Source organism: Gordonia westfalica, from assembly GCF_900105725.1.
In the GTDB taxonomy this organism is placed as follows: domain Bacteria; phylum Actinomycetota; class Actinomycetes; order Mycobacteriales; family Mycobacteriaceae; genus Gordonia; species Gordonia westfalica.
In genome coordinates, this window is the sequence record NZ_FNLM01000034.1 from 4,447,156 (window position 1) to 4,465,719 (window position 18,564).

The 18,564-nt window shown below is 68.4% G+C and carries 19 protein-coding genes and 1 riboswitch; of the genes, 11 read left to right on the forward strand and 8 right to left on the reverse strand.

Annotated elements, in window-relative coordinates:
• Positions 1–383: 383 nt before the first annotated feature.
• On the reverse strand, positions 384–1,325 hold the full coding sequence (locus BLU62_RS25835; RefSeq protein WP_074852658.1) for a GlxA family transcriptional regulator: 942 nt from the start codon (positions 1,323–1,325) through the stop codon (positions 384–386).
• A gap of 108 nt (positions 1,326–1,433) precedes the next feature.
• Between BLU62_RS25835 and BLU62_RS25840 the strand changes: the two genes are divergently transcribed.
• Both BLU62_RS25840 and BLU62_RS25845 read left to right on the forward strand, forming a co-directional pair.
• Positions 1,434–1,745 (forward strand): putative quinol monooxygenase, encoded by a 312-nt coding sequence (locus BLU62_RS25840; RefSeq protein WP_003941073.1) that lies wholly within the window; start codon positions 1,434–1,436, stop codon positions 1,743–1,745.
• Between the two features lie 631 nt (positions 1,746–2,376).
• Entirely contained in the window at positions 2,377–2,859 is a 483-nt protein-coding gene (locus BLU62_RS25845; RefSeq protein ID WP_074853309.1) for an NUDIX hydrolase, read from the forward strand.
• A gap of 9 nt (positions 2,860–2,868) precedes the next feature.
• Here BLU62_RS25845 and BLU62_RS25850 read toward each other — a convergent pair whose 3' ends face one another.
• A complete protein-coding gene (locus tag BLU62_RS25850) occupies positions 2,869–3,246 on the reverse strand; it encodes a hypothetical protein (protein WP_074852659.1) in 378 nt (125 codons plus the stop codon).
• 418 nt (positions 3,247–3,664) lie between these two features.
• A complete protein-coding gene (gene thiE / locus BLU62_RS25855; RefSeq protein ID WP_244278325.1) occupies positions 3,665–4,351 on the reverse strand; it encodes a thiamine phosphate synthase in 687 nt (228 codons plus the stop codon).
• A 47-nt stretch (positions 4,352–4,398) separates the two neighbouring features.
• Positions 4,399–4,508, forward strand: a riboswitch (TPP riboswitch).
• Here thiE and thiO point away from each other — a divergent pair.
• From thiO to BLU62_RS25885, 6 genes are all read left to right on the forward strand, one after another.
• On the forward strand, positions 4,502–5,566 hold the full coding sequence (thiO, locus tag BLU62_RS25860) for a glycine oxidase ThiO (RefSeq protein WP_074852660.1): 1,065 nt from the start codon (positions 4,502–4,504) through the stop codon (positions 5,564–5,566). Its footprint overlaps the riboswitch before it by 7 nt.
• Positions 5,563–5,763 carry a sulfur carrier protein ThiS gene (gene thiS, locus BLU62_RS25865; protein ID WP_074852661.1) on the forward strand — a complete coding sequence of 67 codons (201 nt, stop codon included), beginning with the start codon at positions 5,563–5,565 and terminating at the stop codon, positions 5,761–5,763. Before thiO ends, thiS begins: the two co-directional genes overlap by 4 nt.
• On the forward strand, positions 5,756–6,577 hold the full coding sequence (gene thiG, locus BLU62_RS25870; protein ID WP_074852662.1) for a thiazole synthase: 822 nt from the start codon (positions 5,756–5,758) through the stop codon (positions 6,575–6,577). Before thiS ends, thiG begins: the two co-directional genes overlap by 8 nt.
• A 179-nt stretch (positions 6,578–6,756) precedes the next feature.
• A complete protein-coding gene (locus BLU62_RS25875) occupies positions 6,757–7,725 on the forward strand; it encodes an ABC transporter ATP-binding protein (RefSeq protein WP_074852663.1) in 969 nt (322 codons plus the stop codon).
• Positions 7,722–8,480, forward strand: a complete 759-nt coding sequence (locus BLU62_RS25880; protein WP_074852664.1) for an ABC transporter permease — start codon at positions 7,722–7,724, stop codon at positions 8,478–8,480. Before BLU62_RS25875 ends, BLU62_RS25880 begins: the two co-directional genes overlap by 4 nt.
• Before the next feature lie 129 nt (positions 8,481–8,609).
• A complete protein-coding gene (locus BLU62_RS25885) occupies positions 8,610–11,249 on the forward strand; it encodes a LuxR C-terminal-related transcriptional regulator (protein WP_074852665.1) in 2,640 nt (879 codons plus the stop codon).
• On the opposite strand, the gene BLU62_RS25890 is transcribed toward BLU62_RS25885, so the two are convergent.
• Genes BLU62_RS25890 through BLU62_RS25905 form a run of 4 tightly spaced genes read right to left on the reverse strand, consistent with a single transcriptional unit; the run spans position 11,191 to position 14,342 of the window.
• The gene (locus BLU62_RS25890) at positions 11,191–11,859 is read right to left on the reverse strand and encodes a phosphoribosyltransferase (protein WP_074852666.1); all 669 of its coding nucleotides are present in this window, start codon (positions 11,857–11,859) and stop codon (positions 11,191–11,193) included. The two genes, BLU62_RS25885 and BLU62_RS25890, sit on opposite strands and share 59 nt — an antisense overlap.
• A 9-nt stretch (positions 11,860–11,868) precedes the next feature.
• The gene (locus BLU62_RS25895) at positions 11,869–12,330 is read right to left on the reverse strand and encodes a nuclear transport factor 2 family protein (RefSeq protein ID WP_074852667.1); all 462 of its coding nucleotides are present in this window, start codon (positions 12,328–12,330) and stop codon (positions 11,869–11,871) included.
• Entirely contained in the window at positions 12,327–13,193 is an 867-nt protein-coding gene (locus tag BLU62_RS25900; protein ID WP_074852668.1) for an SCO6745 family protein, read from the reverse strand. Before BLU62_RS25900 ends, BLU62_RS25895 begins: the two co-directional genes overlap by 4 nt.
• Before the next feature lie 60 nt (positions 13,194–13,253).
• Positions 13,254–14,342 carry a hypothetical protein gene (locus tag BLU62_RS25905; protein ID WP_074852669.1) on the reverse strand — a complete coding sequence of 363 codons (1,089 nt, stop codon included), beginning with the start codon at positions 14,340–14,342 and terminating at the stop codon, positions 13,254–13,256.
• A 233-nt stretch (positions 14,343–14,575) separates the two neighbouring features.
• Between BLU62_RS25905 and BLU62_RS25910 the strand changes: the two genes are divergently transcribed.
• The 3 genes from BLU62_RS25910 to BLU62_RS25920 all read left to right on the forward strand — a co-directional run bounded on the left by BLU62_RS25910 (position 14,576) and on the right by BLU62_RS25920 (position 17,809).
• Positions 14,576–15,760, forward strand: coding sequence for an ATP-grasp domain-containing protein (locus BLU62_RS25910; protein ID WP_074852670.1), 1,185 nt, complete (start codon positions 14,576–14,578; stop codon positions 15,758–15,760).
• Between the two features lie 154 nt (positions 15,761–15,914).
• The gene (locus BLU62_RS25915) at positions 15,915–16,118 is read left to right on the forward strand and encodes a hypothetical protein (protein ID WP_074852671.1); all 204 of its coding nucleotides are present in this window, start codon (positions 15,915–15,917) and stop codon (positions 16,116–16,118) included.
• Positions 16,119–16,228: 110 nt separating this feature from the next.
• Positions 16,229–17,809, forward strand: a complete 1,581-nt coding sequence (locus tag BLU62_RS25920; protein WP_074852672.1) for an MFS transporter — start codon at positions 16,229–16,231, stop codon at positions 17,807–17,809.
• Positions 17,810–17,878: 69 nt separating this feature from the next.
• Here the strand turns inward: BLU62_RS25920 and BLU62_RS25925 are convergent, their stop codons facing one another.
• Positions 17,879–18,448: a TetR/AcrR family transcriptional regulator gene (locus tag BLU62_RS25925; RefSeq protein WP_074852673.1), complete on the reverse strand. Its 570-nt coding sequence runs from the start codon at positions 18,446–18,448 to the stop codon at positions 17,879–17,881.
• Positions 18,449–18,564: the final 116 nt, after the last annotated feature.

Here is an 18,564-nt window from a genome sequence, read left to right on the forward strand (position 1 = left end):
AGATGAGGGTGTAGGTCGGCCGGGCGCGTCGGTCCGCAGGTAGACGTCGAGGTCTCCCGACGATGGAGGTTCCTACGCCATCCATCCGAAAGACCTCGACGTGACCGACGCTACCCCGCCGGCCGGCTTCGGCCGCCCTGACCTGACCGCCTTCGCGTCTCATCCCAATCGACCCTGATCGAGTCTGCTGACCCCCTCGACGAGAACGCAGCGACATCACAGCCACCCAACCCCGACCGTCCGGGAAGCCGGGACACGTCACATGGCTGTGCTGCGGGCGTGTCGAGTGGGTCGTCCAGGGGCGACGCAGGAGCGTCGACGCGACGTGCTGAGAGGTGGTTCCAGTCGAGCACTAGGACACCGGCTACAGGCATGGCGATAGGTCAGGAACGGCGTCGCTCCCTACGCAGGAGGGAGCGCAGAGTCTCGGCGTTCGCGTAGCCGACCCGTAGCGCGATCTCGGCGGAGGTGAAGTCCGTGGTTGCTGAGAGGTGCCGAGCTCGTTCGATGCGAAGCCGTTGGACGAAGCCGAGCGGAGTGAGGTTGAGCGCCGCACGGACTCGTCGTTCGAGGGTGCGCCGGCTGGTGCCGAGCGACTGCGCGACGAAGGCGACGTTGAACGGTTCGTCCAGGCGGGCGCGCACGAAGCGTTCGAACTCGACGACGATCGGGTCCTCGTGCCGGAGATGTTCGTAGGCGACGAAGGCCGCCTGCGACGGACGCTCGTCGATGATGAGGAGCTTGGCGACATGTTGGGCCAGGTCGGGGCTGATCGATCGCACGAGTGAGAGCGCGAGGTCGATGTGAGCGAACGCGGCGCCGGCGGTGACGAGGTTCCCGTCGACCACGACCATGGTGTCGAGATCGAGGGCGACGGTCGGATAGCGCTTCAGGAACTCCGGCCCCAGGAACCAGCTGGTCGTCGCCCGCCGATGATGCATCCGTCCGGTCTCGGCGACAGCGAACACGCCGGTGCACGCCGCGGCGATCCGGGTGGTCGCCTCGTCGAGGCGCCCGAGCGAGGCGATGACCGAACGAGCATCTCGGCTCTGGAGGACGTCGTTGGTAGCGGCGGCCGTAAGGGTTCCAAGCGCAGGGACGACGACCACGTCGAACTCTGCGGACTCCGACAGCGGGTGGTCCACCGACAGGGTCATCGATGCCGTCGTGGTCACTCGCCGTTTCGGTCCGAGGATGGCGAGTTCGATCGGGTCGATCCGCGGGTCGACATCGCCGCGGGCTCCGTCGGCCACCCGCACGATGTCGATGATCGACGCGACAGCCGAACCGAAGCAGCCGTCGATCGCGATCAGTCCGATACGCATGACGTAAACAATAGCAATACTGCCGTATACGCCACTTCTCACATGCCCTTGCTCGTCATACGCTGAACTCGCTTCACCAAGAAACCTCGACACCTAGGAGAACCCCTCATGTCCACACCCGCATCACTTCCGTATGCCTTCGTCGCCAAGATCGTCGCGGCCGATGGACAGCACGACGCGCTCGCCGATCTGCTCGCCGGCGCTGTCGCGCTCGCCAACGAAGAAGTAGGAACGATTGTCTGGTTCGCGGTCAGGACCCACGCCGACACCTTCTGGATCTTCGATGCATTCCCCGACGAGGCCGCTCGCGACGCCCACGCCAACGGCGCCATCGTCGCAGCCCTGATGGCCAACCAGCACCTCCTGGGCGCAGCACCCGAGATCCTGGCGGCCGACGTCCTCGCGTCCAAGCTCCCGTAGTCCGCCAACGCACGAGACGATCGCGCCCCGCCGAGCCGTCGCCAGGTCGCGACGCAACGCAATGCCACGCTGCGTTGCCGAGCGGTGCGAGGCCTATCGGCACACGGACAGGATGCCGGCCGCGAGCGCTCAGCCGGCGAGGGGTCCGTCGCAGAGGAGAGCGACGTCGGTGTCGGGCAGAGCCGTGAGGCCAGCGCATCGCGCGACCACCAGAACCGAACCGCCCCTGCCCTGCGTTTCCGCAGGTCAGGGGCTGTTCGCCGGAGCCGCCTGTCGGAATCGAACCGACGACCTAATCACGTCGGCTTTGCGTCTATCGCTTGATGCGCCCACTGGGCGAACGAGCCGCTGACCTGCGCAAACGCCGAGCGTGGGGGACGCCGCCATCCGGCGGTGACCGACGACGACCGACCAGTACCGACCGTTTCACCGGAGCTTGCGGCGGCGTCGAAGCCGAGCAAGCTCCATTCCTTTGGCTCACCGCGCCCTCCTCCTCGCCGGTCCCGTCGTCGTCGAAGACGATTCAGCCATACCTCTCACTGATTCGGCGGATCGCCCTGGCAGGTCGCGCGTGTCTCACTTACGGTGGAGGAATCCGATGATCGGCTCGTCGGGTCTGCAAGGAGGCGTGGTGCGCGGAGACGGCGACGGCTGGGTGACCGATCCCGACGGTTCACGGTATTGGGGTGTTCACGGCGCGGCGGGTCTGTTGCTCCGGGCGCCGTTGGCCGACGGCGCGACAGGCGTTCTGCTCCAGCATCGCGCCGCGTGGTCCCATCAGGGCGGTACCTGGGCGCTGCCCGGCGGCGCCCGGGACTCGCATGAGGGGGCCATCGACACCGCGATCCGCGAGGCCGAGGAGGAAGCCGGCATCAGCGGCGACGAACTGCGGGTCCTCGCCGCGGTCGTCACCCACGAAGCACCCGGCGGATGGACCTACACGACGGTCATCGCCGAGACCGACGAGCCGGTGCAGACGGTGGCCAACTTCGAGTCGACGGAACTGCGCTGGGTCTCCGAACAGCACGTCGACCAGCTTCCGCTGCATCCGGCATTCGGCCTGGCCTGGCCGACGTTGCGCGAGCGGATCGCGGCACTCGACCCGCAGGCGTAACGTCGCACCTCATCCTGCGGCGGGTCCGAGTAGCCGGTTCGCGCCGGAGATCAGTGCCGCGATGTTCGCCTCGTCGCCGGTGCTGCCCTCGCCGAAGGCCCACGCCTGCCTGCCGTTGTTCTCGCACAGCAGGAACGTGGCGATCGCGCCGTCGACCTCACGCTGGTGCAGCCGCAGGATCTGAACGGGCGCGCCGAGGTCGTACAGGATCGAGGTCATCGCGCCGAGAGGCCCGGCGGCGACCGCGCTGCACGACATGATGCGGTCGGCGATCGCGATGGTCGCCCGGCATTCGACGAGGTCCTGCCGGGCCGGTGCGACGGACCACGATCCGAGCCGGATGGCACCGCCGGCGGCGTACTCGTCGGTGAATCGTTGCCACGTCATCCCATGGTCTCCTCCCGCATGCCCGCGGGCAGCGGACGGCCGAAGTGTTCGGCTATGGGATCAGCCGACGGCGCGGTCGTGTGCCCGTGTCGTGAGAAGGATGGATGAGGCAGATGAAGAAGATGCATCTCGAAAGCCGATTTCGGTCGAAGAACGGATGACCGACAAGAAGAGCGCAACCGACCCGCAGCGGGGGGTCGGTCAGAATCAGACCCCGCTGCGGCGGGTTACGAGCGCTCGATCGATGCACATCATGGTCGGTCCAGCCTAGACCTCTGTGTGCGGAGCGGCAAATGGATTCCGCCCCTGGAAAACGCCCCTGGAAAACGCCCTCCACAGGTTCACCGACGACGATATATATGCGCGGCGCGGTACCGGCCCAGCGGGTGGTTGCGGGGGCGGTTCCAGTCGCCCGGCCCTACAACCGGCCGAGGAGGTCGGTGGCCGCGGCGGCCGGATCGTCGGCGGCGGTGATCGCGCGGACCACGACGATGCGGCGAGCGCCTGCGGCGGTCACCTCCGGCGCTCTCGGGGCGTCGATGCCGCCGATGGCGAACCACGGCTTGTCCGGAACCCCGGGAGCGGACATCGCGGCGGCGGTCGTCGTCACCAGGTCCAGTCCGGCGGCGGTACGCCCCGGCTTGGTGGGGGTGGTCCAGCACGGGCCGACGCAGAAGTAGTCGACGTCGGGGTCCGCGGCCGCGGCGGCCGCCTGCTCGGGGTCGTGTGTGGACACACCGATGACCGTGTCGGGGCCGACGACCCGGCGAGCGAGGCGCGGCGGCAGGTCGCCCTGTCCGACGTGGAGGACATCGGCACCCGAGAGCGCGGCGATGTCGGCGCGGTCGTTGACCGCGAGCAATGCGCCGTGCGCGTCGACGACGCTCCGTAGCGCGGTGAGGATCTCGAGCTCCTCGCGGGCCTCGAGGGTGCCGAACTGCTTCTCCCCGGCGGACCCCTTGTCCCGGAGCTGCACGATGTCGACGCCGCCGGCGAGAGCCGCGCCGACGAATTCGAGCAGGTCGCCGCGCTCGCGTCGTGCGTCGGTGCACAGGTAGAGCCTGGCGGTGTCCAGGCGGCGGCGCGATTCGGAGGCACTTGTCACGGCGACCAGGCTAGCCCCGCGCGCAATGGCCGGGCGTAGGGTGGACCGCGAGAACACACGGGAGCCCGGGCAGGCGGGCTGAGAGTGCGGGCCCCTCCGCTGACCGTCGAACCTGATCCGGGTCATTCCGGCGAAGGAAGGTGATCTGGCGTGAGCCATGTTTCGAAGCAGCCCGACCGAGCGCTGACCGTCGTCGGCGGTGGCGTCATCGGGCTGACCTGTGCGCTCGTCGCTGCCGATGCCGGCTGGCAGGTCCTGGTCGTCGACGCCGGTCACGACGGGCGGGCGTCGTGGGTGGCGGGCGGCATGCTCGGTTCGCTCGGCGAGGGTCATCCGGGCGAGGAGGCCGCGCTGGCCGCGTCGGTGGAGTCGGTGCGGCGCTGGCCGGGGCTGGTGAAACGGCTCGATGATCCTGCGATCGTGACGGCCACCGATTCCCTGTTCGTCGCCGCTTCGGCCGCCGACGCCGAGTACCTCCGTCACCTCGCGGACTTCGTCTGGGCCAACCAGCCGAGGACCGACGCGACGCTCAGCACGGTCACCGGTCGCGAGATCCGTTCTCTGGAGCCGTCGTTGAGTTCGCGGCTGGTCGGTGGTTACCGGGCGGTCGGGGAGTGGTCGATCGACAACAGGCGCCTGCTGGGCACCTTGCGCCGTGCCGGGGCCGCTGCCGGGGTGCGGTACACCGATGCCCGGGCGCGCGGCCTGGCCGATGTCCACGAACTCGCCGGCCTGCGCGATCAGATCCTTCTCGCTGCCGGGCTCGGCACCGCCGAACTGCTTCCCGACGTGCCGCTGCATGCGGCGAAGGGAGAGATCCTGCGACTGCGGCGCACGCGGTGGTCGGTACCGACCCCGGGGCACGTGGTCCGTGCCCGCCTCCATGGCCGAGCCGTGTATCTGGTGCCGCGGGAGGACGGGATCGTGGTCGGCGCAACGCAATACGAGGCCGGCGATTTCGGTGACCGCATTCCGCAGGCGGGTGGGGTCGCGGATCTGCTCGCCGACGCTATCGAGGTCATGCCGGGTCTGCGCACCTACGAACTCATCGAAGCGGGTGCCGGACTCCGCCCGTGCACCGCTGACGGATTGCCGATCGTGAAACGGGTCGACGACCGCACGCTGGTCGCGACCGGGCACGGCCGCAACGGCATCGTTCTCGCCCCGGGCACCGCGGACAGGGTGCTGGGGATTCTGGAAGGAGTATCGGAGTGACCATCACCGTGAACGGAGAGAACCTCGACATCGGCGACGACGTGTCGGTGCGAGATGTCGTCGCGCGGCTCGGCCTGCCCGACCGGGGGATCGCGGTGGCCGTCGACGGCGCGGTCGTCCCGCGTGGACGCTGGTCGGAGCACACGATGGCCGCCGGCGCCGTCGTCGAGATCGTGACGGCGGTGCAGGGTGGCTGAGTCCCTGGTTGTCGACGTCGCCGACGGTTCCGAGACGGACCCGCTCCGGATCGCCGGGCGCGAGTTCTCCTCCCGCCTCATCACCGGGACCGGTGGCGCGACGAACCTCGCGACACTGGAGCGTGCCCTGGTCGCGTCGGGCACCGAACTGACGACCGTTGCGGTGCGTCGCGTCGACGCCGCTTCCGGGACAGGGGTGTTCGACCTGCTGCGTCGGCTCGGCATCGCGGTCCTGCCCAACACCGCCGGATGCCACACCACCGCCGAGGCGGTCCTCACCGCGCAGCTGGCCCGCGAGGCGTTCGACACCGACTGGGTGAAGCTCGAGGTGGTGGCCGACGAACGCACGCTGATGCCGGATGCCGTCGAACTCGTCGACGCCGCAGCCGCATTGGTGGCCGACGGCTTCGTGGTGCTCGCCTACACCAACGACGATCCGGTGCTCGCCGCGCGACTCGCCGATCTCGGTGTCGCCGCGGTGATGCCGCTCGGTTCGCCGATCGGCACGGGACTCGGAATCCTCAACCCGCACAACATCGAGATGATCGTCGACCACTGCTCCACCGCATTCGACGATCCGCTCCCGGTGATCCTCGACGCCGGCATCGGCACCGCCAGCGACGCGGCCCATGCCATGGAACTCGGTTGCGACGGAGTGCTTCTCGCGACCGCGGTCACGCGTGCGGAGAACCCCGAACGGATGGCGTCGGCGATGCGGCATGCGGTGATCGCCGGCCGGCTCGCCGCGCGGGCGGGTCGAATCCCCAAACGGTTCTGGGCGCAGGCGTCGTCGCCGATGCCCGATCACACCTGATCGACACCGGCGTCTCGAACTGCTCCCTGAGGAGCGTCCGGAGCTTGCGAAGGCGGCAACCCACTGCTCCCTGAGGAGCGTCCGGAGCTTGCGAAGGCGGCAACCCACTGCTCCCTGAGGAGCGTCCGGAGCTTGCGAAGGACGCGTCTCGAAGGGCTGTCGGCGACTATGGTCGAGTCGTGTTGCGGGTAACGAATCTGACCAAGGACTTCGGGAGTCAGCGAGCGGTCGACGACCTCACGTTCGAGGTCGGGCCGGGACGGGTCACCGGCTTTCTGGGACCCAACGGCGCAGGCAAGTCGACGACGATGCGCATGATGCTGGGTCTCGATCGCCCCACCTCGGGGACCGCGACCATCGGTGGCGTGCAGTATCGCGACCTCGACCATCCGCTGCGACAGGTGGGCGCATTGCTCGATGCGCACTGGGTCCACCCCAATCGCAGTGCGCGTTCTCATCTGCGTTGGCTGGCGGCGAGCAACCGCATCCCGGTGTCCCGGGTGGACGAGGTGCTCGAGACCGTCGGGCTGGCCTCGGTGGCCCGCAAACGGGCCGGCGGATTCTCGCTCGGCATGTCGCAGCGGCTCGGACTCGCGGGCGCGTTGCTGGGTGACCCGCACACCCTGCTGTTCGACGAACCGGTCAACGGCCTCGATCCCGAGGGCATCGTCTGGATACGCGGATTCATGCGGCAGTTGGCCGCGGAAGGTCGCACCGTGCTCGTCTCCAGCCACCTGCTGACCGAGATGTCGCTCACCGCAGACCATCTCGTGGTGATCGGCCGCGGGCGCCTGATCGCGGACTGTTCGGTCAGCGAGTTCACCGGACGAGCCCGCCAGTCGGTGCGGGTCCGCGGGCCCGAGCTCGAGAAGTTGCACGCCGCGCTGGTGGAGGCCGGTCTCGCGCCGGCGCCCGGTGCGCCCGACGCCGACGGGCGGCCGGTGATGCGGGTGCCCGACACGACGACCGACCGGGTCGGTGACATCGCCGCGGCGGCCGGCGTGACGCTGCACGAGCTCGCCGCCGAATCGGCCTCGCTGGAGGAGGTGTTCATGTCGATGACCGCACACGCCGTCGACTATCACGGAGGCGACGGTTTCCTACCCGTCGGACCCGGTCCGAGCGCCTCGGAAGGGGGTCGGCGATGATCGGGCCCGCCCTCGCTGCCGTCGACGCCGAACGCATCAAACTGACCAGCACCCGGACCCCGTACTGGTGCCTGGCGATGGTGGTCGTGTTCGGTGTGGGTGTTGCCGTGCTGCTCGGTTGGCTGCTGTCCGGTGGTTACGCCGATCGTGCGTCGGTCGACACGCGGACGATCGACTACCTGGTCGGCGTGAATCAATTTGGCGTCGCGATCTTCGCGATCATGGCCGTCCTGGGTATCACCACCGAGTACCGGTTCGGCACCATCCGCTCCTCCTTCGCGGCGGTTCCCCGCCGGCCGCTGGTGATCATCGCGAAGACCGTGGTGTTCGGCGGGCTCACCTTCGTGGTGGCCGCGATCGTGAGTCTGGTCGGGGTGGGCCTGGGTCAGGCGCTCACCGGCAACGGCATCGCGCTCGGGGGACCGGACACCGTACGACAGCTCTGGGGCACGCCGGTTTTCGCGACCCTGTGTGCGTTGATCGGGCTGTCGGTGGGTGCTCTCGTCCGGCATTCCGCCGGGGCGGTGGCGATCGTGCTGGGCTGGATGTTCGCGTTCGAACGCATCCTCTCGGTGCTCCCGCGCATCGGAGAGGACATCACGCCGTTCCTGCCGTTCCTCAACGGCTGGAACTTCTTGTCCGGTGGGTCCGACACCTTTCACTGGAATGCGTACGGCTCGTTGGGATACTTCGCAGTGGTAACCGTAATCCTGCTGGCGGTCGCGATTTTCGTCACCAGTGCCCGGGATGCGTAGTTCGCGGACTCGGGGGAAAGACCCGTCCTCCATATGGACGGCAGGAATGTGACATTGCGAGTCTTGATGCCACATCTATGATCGTTCGGGCAGCCCGCGGAGCGTCGGTGCGGACTAAAATTTCCTGTCATGTCCACCAATTGGCCGCTGGTCGAGCGTGAGCGTGAGTTCCGCACGATCCTCGCTGCGCTCAGCGGCAAGACGAACGGATGCGGCGTCGTGCTCACCGGTGATTCGGGGGTGGGCAAGACGACCCTGGCGCGGCACGTCACCGCCGAACTGCCGACCGGCGTGCGCTGGGTCGCCGGTACCGAGTCGGCGCGGTCGATTCCGCTCGGCGTCTTCGCCCATCTCGTCGGTCCGGCGACGTCGAGCGATCCGGTTACCTACCTGGCGGCGGCCCGCGAATCGCTGCTGTCCGACGGCGATGTCGTCATCGGCGTCGACGACGCGCACCTGCTCGACGAGTTGTCCGCGACGCTGCTGCACCAGCTCGCCATCGATCGTGCGGTGCACATCGTGGCGACCGTCCGCAGCGGCGAAACGGTACCGGATGCCGTGACGTCGTTGTGGAAGGACAACCATCTCACACGTATCACGTTGTCCCCGTTCACCAAACAGCAGAGCGTCGAACTGATCGAATCGGTTCTCGGCGGGCAGCTCGAGGAACATTCGGCGTCTCAGATGTGGGAGGCGTCCGGCGGCAACGCACTGTTCCTGAGACACCTCGTGGACGGCGCCCGACAGGCGAACACACTGCGGCAGGTCAACGGGGTCTGGCAACTGCGCGGCCGCGCGGCGATCACCTCCGAACTCGCCTCGCTGCTCGAGGGGCGGATCGAACAACTCGACGCCTCGGTCCTCAACGCCCTCAAGTATCTGAGTCTGTGCGAACCGCTCGACATAGACGTACTGGCCGAACTCGCCGGCGAGGAGGCGGTGGAGGAGGCCGAGATCGCCGGCCTCGTCCGGATCACGCGTGACGGCCGCACCCTGAATGTCGCCTTCCACCACCCGTTGTTCGGCGAGGTGATCCGCCGCCGACTCGGTCTCGTCTCGTCGCGGAGGTTGCGCGGCAACCTCGTGGAAGCGCTGAAGTCGCGTCCGACCAGCACACCCGCCCAGCGGATCCGGCTCGCCGACCTCGCCATCGAGAGCGACGTCGAGATCGACCTGGCACTGGTCAGCAGTGCGGCACACGATGCGCTCGAGCTCGCGCAGACCTCGCTGGGGGAGCGTTTCGCGCGGGCGGCGCTCGAGGAGGGGGCCGGACTCGAGGTGGCCGAGCTCCTCGCACGTGCACGGATGTGGCAGGGCCACCCGGACGAGGCCGAGGAGATCCTGTCTCGTTTCTCCCCGGACGATCTCGACGAGGGGCAGCTCCTGCTGTGGGGCTGCCTGTTCATCGGCAATGCGTTCTGGGCACTCGGCGATGCGGACCGGGCCGATGAACTCCTGCACATGCTGCGGGAGAGGGTCACCGCGCCCCACCTCGTTCCGGTGGTTTCCGCGACCGCGTCGGCGTGCGCGCTGTTCGAGAATCGTATCGGTGACGCGATCTCGCTGTCGGACAGCGTCTTCGCCGAGAAATGGCAGCTTCCGTGGGCGATCGAATGGGCTGTGTTCGGCGGCGGGCTCGCCCGAGCTGTCGCGGGGCGCGGCGACGAGGTCCGGAAGCTGGCAGCACATTGTCGCGAGGTCGAGGTCGACGGCCTGCTCCGCTTCCCGACCGGGTTCGGCGAGATTCTCGCACTCACGCTGACGGGACGGCTCGACGACGCGGATACGGCCACCAGACGGTTCGTGACCGCTGCGCAGACCGCGCAGTACCTGGGCTGGGCGCTGTCGGAGATCCTCGTCGCCGCAGTGGAACTCTCGCGCGGGGCATGCGCGTCGGTGACCCGGCGGATGGAGCAGACGCTCGCGATCCTGGACAGCGGCAAGTTCTCCGAGTCGTGGAACTTCCCCGCGCACATCTTCCTGATCCAGGCGCTGAGTGCGCTCGGTCAGGCCGACCGTGCCGCCGAGGTCCTCGAGAAGGCCCGCGCGCGGTACGGCAAGCACGTGGCGGTCTTCGGTCCGATGCTCGCCATCGCCGAGGCCTGGCAGTCGGCGGCCACCGGAACCATCACTCCGGCCGTCGCGCTGCTCCACCGGACCGCCTCGGAGGCACGGGAATCAGGGCAACTCGCGATCGAGGCGGAGGCCCTGCACTCCGCGGCCCGGTTCGGTGACACCACCGCGGCCGACCGTCTCGCCGAACTCGCGGGACTCGTCGACGGTCCGTTGGCCCCGCTCTACGCGCGGCACGCCGGTGCGCTCGCCGCCGGCGACGCCGTCGAACTCGACTTGTGCTCAGCCGATTTCGAGGCACTGGGGGTGCGGCTGTCGGCGGCCGACGCCGCGGCACAGGCGAGTGTCCTGCACGATTCGGCGGGCAGCCGGTCGGCGACCGTGGCCTCGGCGGCGGTGGCCAATCGCCTCGCCTCGGAATGCGGCGGTTTGCGCACGCCCGCGTTGATCGCTGCGGCACAACCGCTCCCGCTGACCTCCCGCGAGCGGGAGATCGCCAATCTCGTCGCAGCAGGACTGTCCAACAAGGAGATCGCGCAGCGACTCACGGTCTCGGTGCGCACCGTCGAGGGCCACATCTATCGTGCGTCCACCAAGCTGGACGTCACCGATCGTGAGGGAATCGCCAAGCTGCTGCTCAAGGACGGTGATCGCGATCCAGACAGGCGATCACCTCATCGTCGTCGACCTGACTGAAGTCCTCGTAGGAGAGTCCGACCGCCTCGAAGGGTTCGGGCGTGGTGAGTACGACGACCTCGTCGACGCCGCGATCGATGAGACGTCCGATGCAATCCGACGGTGCCGTCGGAACGGCCACGATCAGTCGCGACGCACCGGCCGCATCCACCGCGTCGATGGCCACCGCCATCGTGGAGCCGGTGGCGAGTCCGTCGTCGACGAGCACCACGACCCGGTCGTCGATCTCGATGCGTGGCCGGCCGCCGCGATACATCGCCTCGCGGTCGTGCAGGATGCGGCGTTCGCGGCCGGCGACCGCGTCGAACTCGGCACGCGAGACCCCGAGCCGGCGGGGAATGTCGTCGTTGACCACCAGATGGCCGGCGGTGAGGGCGCCCATCGCGAACTCCGGATGCCCGGGTGCGCCGATCTTGCGCACGACGAGGGCGTCGAGATCGCCACCCGTCGCATCGGCGACCTCGCGTGCCACGGGCACACCGCCGCGGGCCAGGCCGATCACCACCGGCTTCGCCGTGCGGGTGTCGGGTCGGGCCCGCAGCACCTCGGCCACCCGCGTGCCCAGGGCGCGCCCCGCCGCCACCCGGTCGGAGAAGACGCGCCCGGACATGTCATGGCCTCAGATGCGCACCGCGGGGCCGACCTTGAGCGCGAAGCTCGGCAGGTCGGCCAGCCCGAGGCTGGCCTCGTAGGTGCGGTCGTAGCCGGTGGAGCTGATGCGCCAGCCGTCCTCGGTCCGGCGGTAGGTGTCGTCGTAGAAGGCGGCGCCGATCAGCATGAACGAGAACTCGGCGACGATCACCCGGTCCTGCAGATACCAGCGACCGCGGGCGGTGTCGCCGGAGATCTCGATCTCGGGGTGGGTGACACGATGTTCGGTGATGACCGCCGGACCGACGTTGGCCTCCATGTACCCGACGAGCTCGTCCCGGTTCCCGAAGGACAGGCTCTCGCCGTAGTTGCCGGTCGCGTCCTCGGTGAGCGTCGAAGCGAAGGTCGTCCAGTCCTTGGTGTCCAGTGCCCTCAGGTACCGGTACTTGAGGTTCTCGATCTCGCGGACGTCCCCGGTGCTGTTGCTCATTTGCGCCTCGTTCCGGGCAGGACGCCGGCGTCGAGCACGGCCTTGACGATCGGGCGGGTCCGCTCGAGCAACTCGGTGGTCCCGGCCCACAGGGATTCACCCGCGGCGTCGGTGGTCGCCTCGATGTCGTCGTACACCGCGGCACCCTGCGCCGTGAGCCGATGGCCGTCGTCGACCCGTTCGGCCAGGCCGGCCTCGACCAGACGGTCGACGCTGTCCTCCCAATCCTGTTCGGAGTAGCCGCGCGTGAGGAGCACGACGCGCTTGCCCATGACCCGGCGCTTGACCGTCGGATCGGGGAGCTGGGCCTCGTGAAAGACGGCCGCGTCGAAACCGTTCAGCCCGTGGAGGACGAGGGCCGCGATGTGGTTGTCGCCCCGCCATTCCCGCAGTACCGCGGTCGCCTGCCACAGCCGTAGGCGTGGTGTGTCGGGGATCGGCGCCGACGCCCACGCGGCCGCCAGCGGACGACCGCCGAGTGGCAGGCCGGCGGCGAGTTCGGTGTATTCCGAGGCGAGTTCGTCGAGAAGGGCGTCGTCGGCGGAGTCGCCGAGGATCTCACGCAGCGAGTCGTCGAGCATCGCGTGACGGCGTTCGTGGATGCGGTCGAGCCCGGCGCCGACCGCGGCGCTCCAGGACTTGGCGATCAGGTCGGGGTTGAAGTTGTAGAAGGTGGCGGCGACGACCGATGGGGCACAGGGGCCGAAGGGTGCTCCGCGAGCCCCGACGTAGAAGCCGTGGCCGTCGAGACCGGTGTCCTCCTGTGCCCGGCCGAGCCCCGGGTTGAAGTAGGCGAGAACGTGGAACGGTTCGAGGGTCTCGTAGGCGAGGCGGGCGTGCGACTCCGTCGCGGTGGGCGTCATCAACCCACTTTCTCCACCGGTGGAACAGGTGTCAACCACCTGTCGGGGACGACCCGGCGATCAGGTGTGCCGCGAGTCCCGACTCCCGACTGGACGATCGTCGGAGTCGGTGTCGCCCACATCCGGTTCGGCGATGTCGGTGCGTGTTTCGGGTCCGAAGTCCTCGCGGCGGAGATCTTCTTCGAACGCCTCGGCTTCGAACTCGTCCTCGGGTTCCTCGCGTCCGCGGCGCCAGCCGCCCTTCATCGGCGGTGCCTCGCCGAGGTGGTCGGGATCGACCGAGCCGTACCAGGCCACCAGCACCGCGCCGATGACCGCGCCGACGAATCCGAGGATGGCCAGCCAGCCGAGTCCCGGCTTGGCCGTGTCCTCGAGGAACACGACACCGACGAGGCTCGGTCCGGCGGTCTCGCCGACCACCAGCACGGCGGTCACCCCGTTGACCGCGCCCAGTTGCAGGGCGACGGTCTGGACGTAGAAGCCGACCGCGCCTGCCGCGGCGATGGTCCAGGCCGCCGGGTCGGTCAGGAGGGCTACGGGATCGAACGGTGCGACGCCGTCGAGAATGCGGACGGCGATGGCGATGATGCCGAACAGCAGACCGGCCGCGGCGCCGCCGACGATGGCGCCCGCTGCCGAACCGAGGTTGTAGACGCCGACGAGCGCGAAGGCACACAGCGCGAGGGTGGCGAGGAACAGGCCCCAGTGGAAGCCGACCTCTTCGCCGCCGCCGGTGTGGTGCGACGACGAGACGCCGAGTAGGCACAGCGACATCACGACGAGCCAGATGGCGACCCATTCGCGGGTGTGCAGGGCGATGTTGAGGATGATCGTCCCGAGGAGAGCCGTGACGACGAGGTTCGCCGAGACGATGGTCTGCGACAGGAAGAGCGGGAGGAACCGCGCGGCCAAGGCCCCGCCGGCGAATCCGAAGACGACCATCGTGGTGCCGAGAATGAAGGCGGGGTCGACGAAGGTGGACATCGTCGAGGAGATGGTGGGTGCGCCGGTCTCGGTGGTGATGCCCTTGCCCTCTGCGGCGGCGGTCTCGGCCACGCGGCGAGCGCCGAGCGCGCGGAGGACCGTCGACATCCCGTAGGCGACGGCGGCAAGGCATGCGGCGATGACGCCGACCACGAACAGTTGCATGCCTCCTCCAACCCGGCCCGGATCATCCCGTTTCGGGGACGTCCCGGTCCGCAGTGCCGCCCCCACCACCCACACATCGCATTCACGACCGCTACAACACCGATCGAGCGCAAACTAACAGGACGAACCGACAGACCGGTACCGAATATTCCCTCGGTGTCCGATTTCATTCAACACCGCGCGGGCACCGATGACGCGCATCCGGGTCCCCCGGTACCCCTAGACTCTGTCGGGTGGACAGCGCCGGACGAGCACATGTACTGATCACCTTCGGTCGGTCGTTCCTCTCTTTGGAACTCGCACGACTCATGGCGGCGGGTGGTCACCGGGTGACGACCGTCGATTCGATACCCGTCGCGATCAGCAGATTCTCCAATGGGGTCAGCGGATTCCACCGTGTTCCGCCGCCGAAGTTCGAACCGCTCGAATACTGTCGTGCACTTGCACGCATCGTCGAGGAGAACGACGTCGACATGGTGATCCCGGTCCATGAGGAGACCGACATCATCGCGATGCTCGCGGAATTGTTCCCGCCGAGATGCCGGCTCTTCCTCTCCGATTTCGACATCGAGAACCGGCTGCACCACAAGTACGAATTCCAGGAACTGCTCGTCGAACTCGGAATCCCGACGCGCAAATTCGCGCGGGTCGCCGGACCCGAGGACGCCGGATCACTGGATTTCGACAAGCCCTTCGCACTCAAACGGAGTTACTCACGCGGCTCGCAGAAGGTGCACAAAGTGCAGCCGGGAGATCCGCTGACCTGGCTCGAGCACGACGAGCAGAACCCGTGGGTCGCCCAGGAATGGATCTCCGGCGACAAATACTGCACCTATTCGGTGTGTCACGAGGGCCGGATCTACGCGCACGCCACCTACCCGGTCGACTACGCCATCGACGGCAGCTCGTGCCTCAACTTCCGGTCGGTCGACCACCCGCGCATCCAGGCGTGGGTCGCCGACATCGTCGAGCGGGTCAACTTCACCGGGCAGATCGGTTTCGACTTCATCGAGGACGGGCCGGACAAGGACCTGTTCTGCATCGAGTGCAATCCCCGCGCGACGAGCGGGATCATGATGTTCTCGCCGGGCGACGGCGTGGACCGCGCCTTCCTCGGCACCTCCGATCCCGACACCGAGATCATCGCTCCCGCACCCGATGTCGACCGGATGATCGGTCTGGGGATGATGCTCTACGGCTGGCGCGCGCCGTCCCGCAACGGCAGGTCCTTCCGCCAGTTCGTCCGCGACTTCCGCGGGGCGTCGGATGTGATCACCCGGCCCGGCGACCAGAAGCCCGCGGTGATGCTGCCCTTCGCCTATGCGGGCATCCTCCGCAGCTGTGTGAAGTACCGCGTCGGCCTGGCCGAGGGGTTCATGCACGACCACGAGTGGGACGGCCTGCGCATCAGCCTCTGAGTGCGGTGCTCGGGCGGTCCGACCCGGGTGTCCCCCAGAAGTGGGACACGATCTCCCGCGCCGTCGGCGTAGACTCGAAACCTAGCACCACCTGCGGCGATGGGTCACGTGAGCAGGTCATGGTGCGGGGGAAATGTGCTCGAGGGGGCTCATCATGAACACGTCCAAGATCGCTCGTCGTCTGACCGTCGGAGCCGCGACGATCGCCGCCGCAGGTGCACTCGGGACCGCCGGTGCGCCGATGGCACCGGCAGCGCCCGCGACCGCGCCGCCGGTTCAGGCGCAACCGGTGGTGGGGTCCGTGGCGTTGTGCTTCGGTGTCCCGCTGGGGTCGCTGTCGTTCAGCATCTGCATCTGACGACACGACAACTCACGCCCGGGACCGTTGGTGTCCGGGGCGGGACAATTACGTGCCGCTGACGCGGGGAAGCCCTGCTCGGACAGTCGTACCGCACGTACGATTCTCCGATGACGTCGACGACGCCCGAAGTCGAAACGGGCACGGCACCGGCCCGCGCACGTGCGATTCTCGTCGCGTTGATCCTCGTGGCCGGCGTGGCCAACATCAACCTCGCGGTCGCCAACGTAGCCCTGCCCGACATCGGCAAGGACCTCGACGCCAGCTCGACGCAGCTGAACCTGATCGCCGTCGGTTACTCGCTGGGCCTCGCCGCATCGGTGCTGTACTTCGGTGCGCTGGGAGACCGTCACGGCCGCAAACGAATGCTCGTCTTCGGTATGGCCCTGACGATCCCGGCGTCGCTGGTGGCCGGCTTCGCACCCAACTTCGAAGTCCTCTTCGGTGCCCGCCTGGTCGGCGGCATCGCTGCCGGCCTGGCCTTCCCGACGACCCTCGCGGTGATCACCGCGCTGTGGTCGGGGCCCAGGCGCACCCGGGCGATCGCCGCCTGGTCGGCGTTCGGCGGGGCGATCTCCGCTCTCGGCCCGGTGCTGTCGGGTGGGCTGCTGGAGGTCTTCGACTGGCATTCGGTGTTCCTGGTGACCCTCCCGCTGGCCGTTCTCGCGCTGGCGGCGGCATGGTGGCTGGTGCCCGACGACACCGGTGACGAGGCGGCGGTCGTCGACAACCTCGGCGGCATCGTCTCGATCGTGATGGTCGGCGCCCTGGTCCTCGCGATCAACTTCGCACCCGACAGCGACCAACGACTCCAGGTCTACATCCTCGCGGCGATCGCGATCGCCGCCGGTGCCGGATTCGTGTGGCGGCAACTTCGCGTGCGTGTTCCGCTCTTCGATCTCCGCATCGCGTCCCGACGCACCTTCTGGGTCGCGGCGCTCGGCGGGCTCATCGTCTTCGGCACGCTCATGGGCGCGATGTTCATCGGCCAGCAGTACATGCAGAACGTGCTGGGGTACTCGACCCTCGCCGCGGGCGCGACGATCCTGCCCGCCGCCGGTGCGATGGTCATCGTGGCGCCGCAGTCGGCCAAACTCGTGCAGAGCATGGGATCGCGGTTCACCCTGCTGGCCGGTTACGCCTTCATCGTGCTCGGGCTGGTGTTCGCGATGCTCACGTGGGACGAGGGCGCCCACTTCTGGCACGTCGGTCTCGTCTATGTCCTCGTCGGCATCGGCGTGGGTCTGGCCGGCACCCCGGCGTCGCAGTCGCTCACCGGATCGGTGCCCGTCCAGCGGGCGGGCATGGCGTCGAGCATGTCGGATCTGCAGCGCGACCTCGGCGGGGCCATCCTCCAGTCGACGCTCGGCGCCATCCTGACGGCCGGTTACGCCAGCCAGCTGCAGAAGACGATCGCCTCGTCGCCGCAGGCCGATCAGGTATCCCACGAGACCGAGGCCGCACTCACCAAGTCCTTCTCCAGCGCCGAGGTGCTGGCCGAGCGTTATCCGCAGTACGCCGATCAGATCATCGGCGCCGCCCGGGACGCCTTCGTGCACGGGGACAACCGCGCCTACGGCGCCGCCGCGGCGATCGTGCTGGTGGGTGCCGCCGTCGTGTTCTTCTTCTACCCGAAGCACGAGGGTGAGCGCGCGGCGATGGCGGAGTACGCGAAGCAGCGCAGTCTCTGAGACCCGCGTCGGGAATCGGAGCAAACCCACCCTGTTTCCGTGGACGCGCCCCCGTCGTGGCGGGTGGATTCACGCAGAAAGGGTGGGTGTGTCGAAGGCGGCCAGCAACATTCGGGCCGCCATCGCGATCAGTGACTCGCGGTCGGACTGCGGCGGTCGCAGGAGTGCGATGCGCAAGCACAGGCTGGCCGTGGCGCCCATGGTGAGGAAGACCAGATCGTCGATCGCCCGGTCGTCGAGGTCGGGGCGCAGGCGTGACGGCAGGATGCGGGCCAGCGGGAGCAGCGGTCCCTCGACCTCGGCCCACGCATCGCCGAACCCGTTGTTCTGGAGTTCGAGCGACGCCCGCAGCACCGACGCGTGTGATTCGAACGACGCCACGAGGGTCTCGACGACGGTGATCATCGCGTCGAGCGGCCGTTGATCCATCGCCCGTCCGATCCCGCTCGCCAGGGTGGCGGTGATGTCGTGGACCGCGGCGAGGCGCAGCTCCTCGACGATCGCATCCATGTCGGCGAAGTACCGGTAGACGGTGCCGATGCTGACGTGCGCCGCCTCCGCGAGTTCGGCGGTCGTCGGCCGACGGTCCGGATGCCGGTCCAACAACGTGAGGGTAGAGGTGAGGAGTAGCTGTCTCATCTCCCGGCTGCGCTGCTGCCGGGGCGCCTTCCGTGCCTGCTGAGACGTCTTTCTGGGCGGCGTCGAGGGGCTCATAGAAAGTGAATGGTAAGTGAGGATGGCTCGTGTTCTCATGG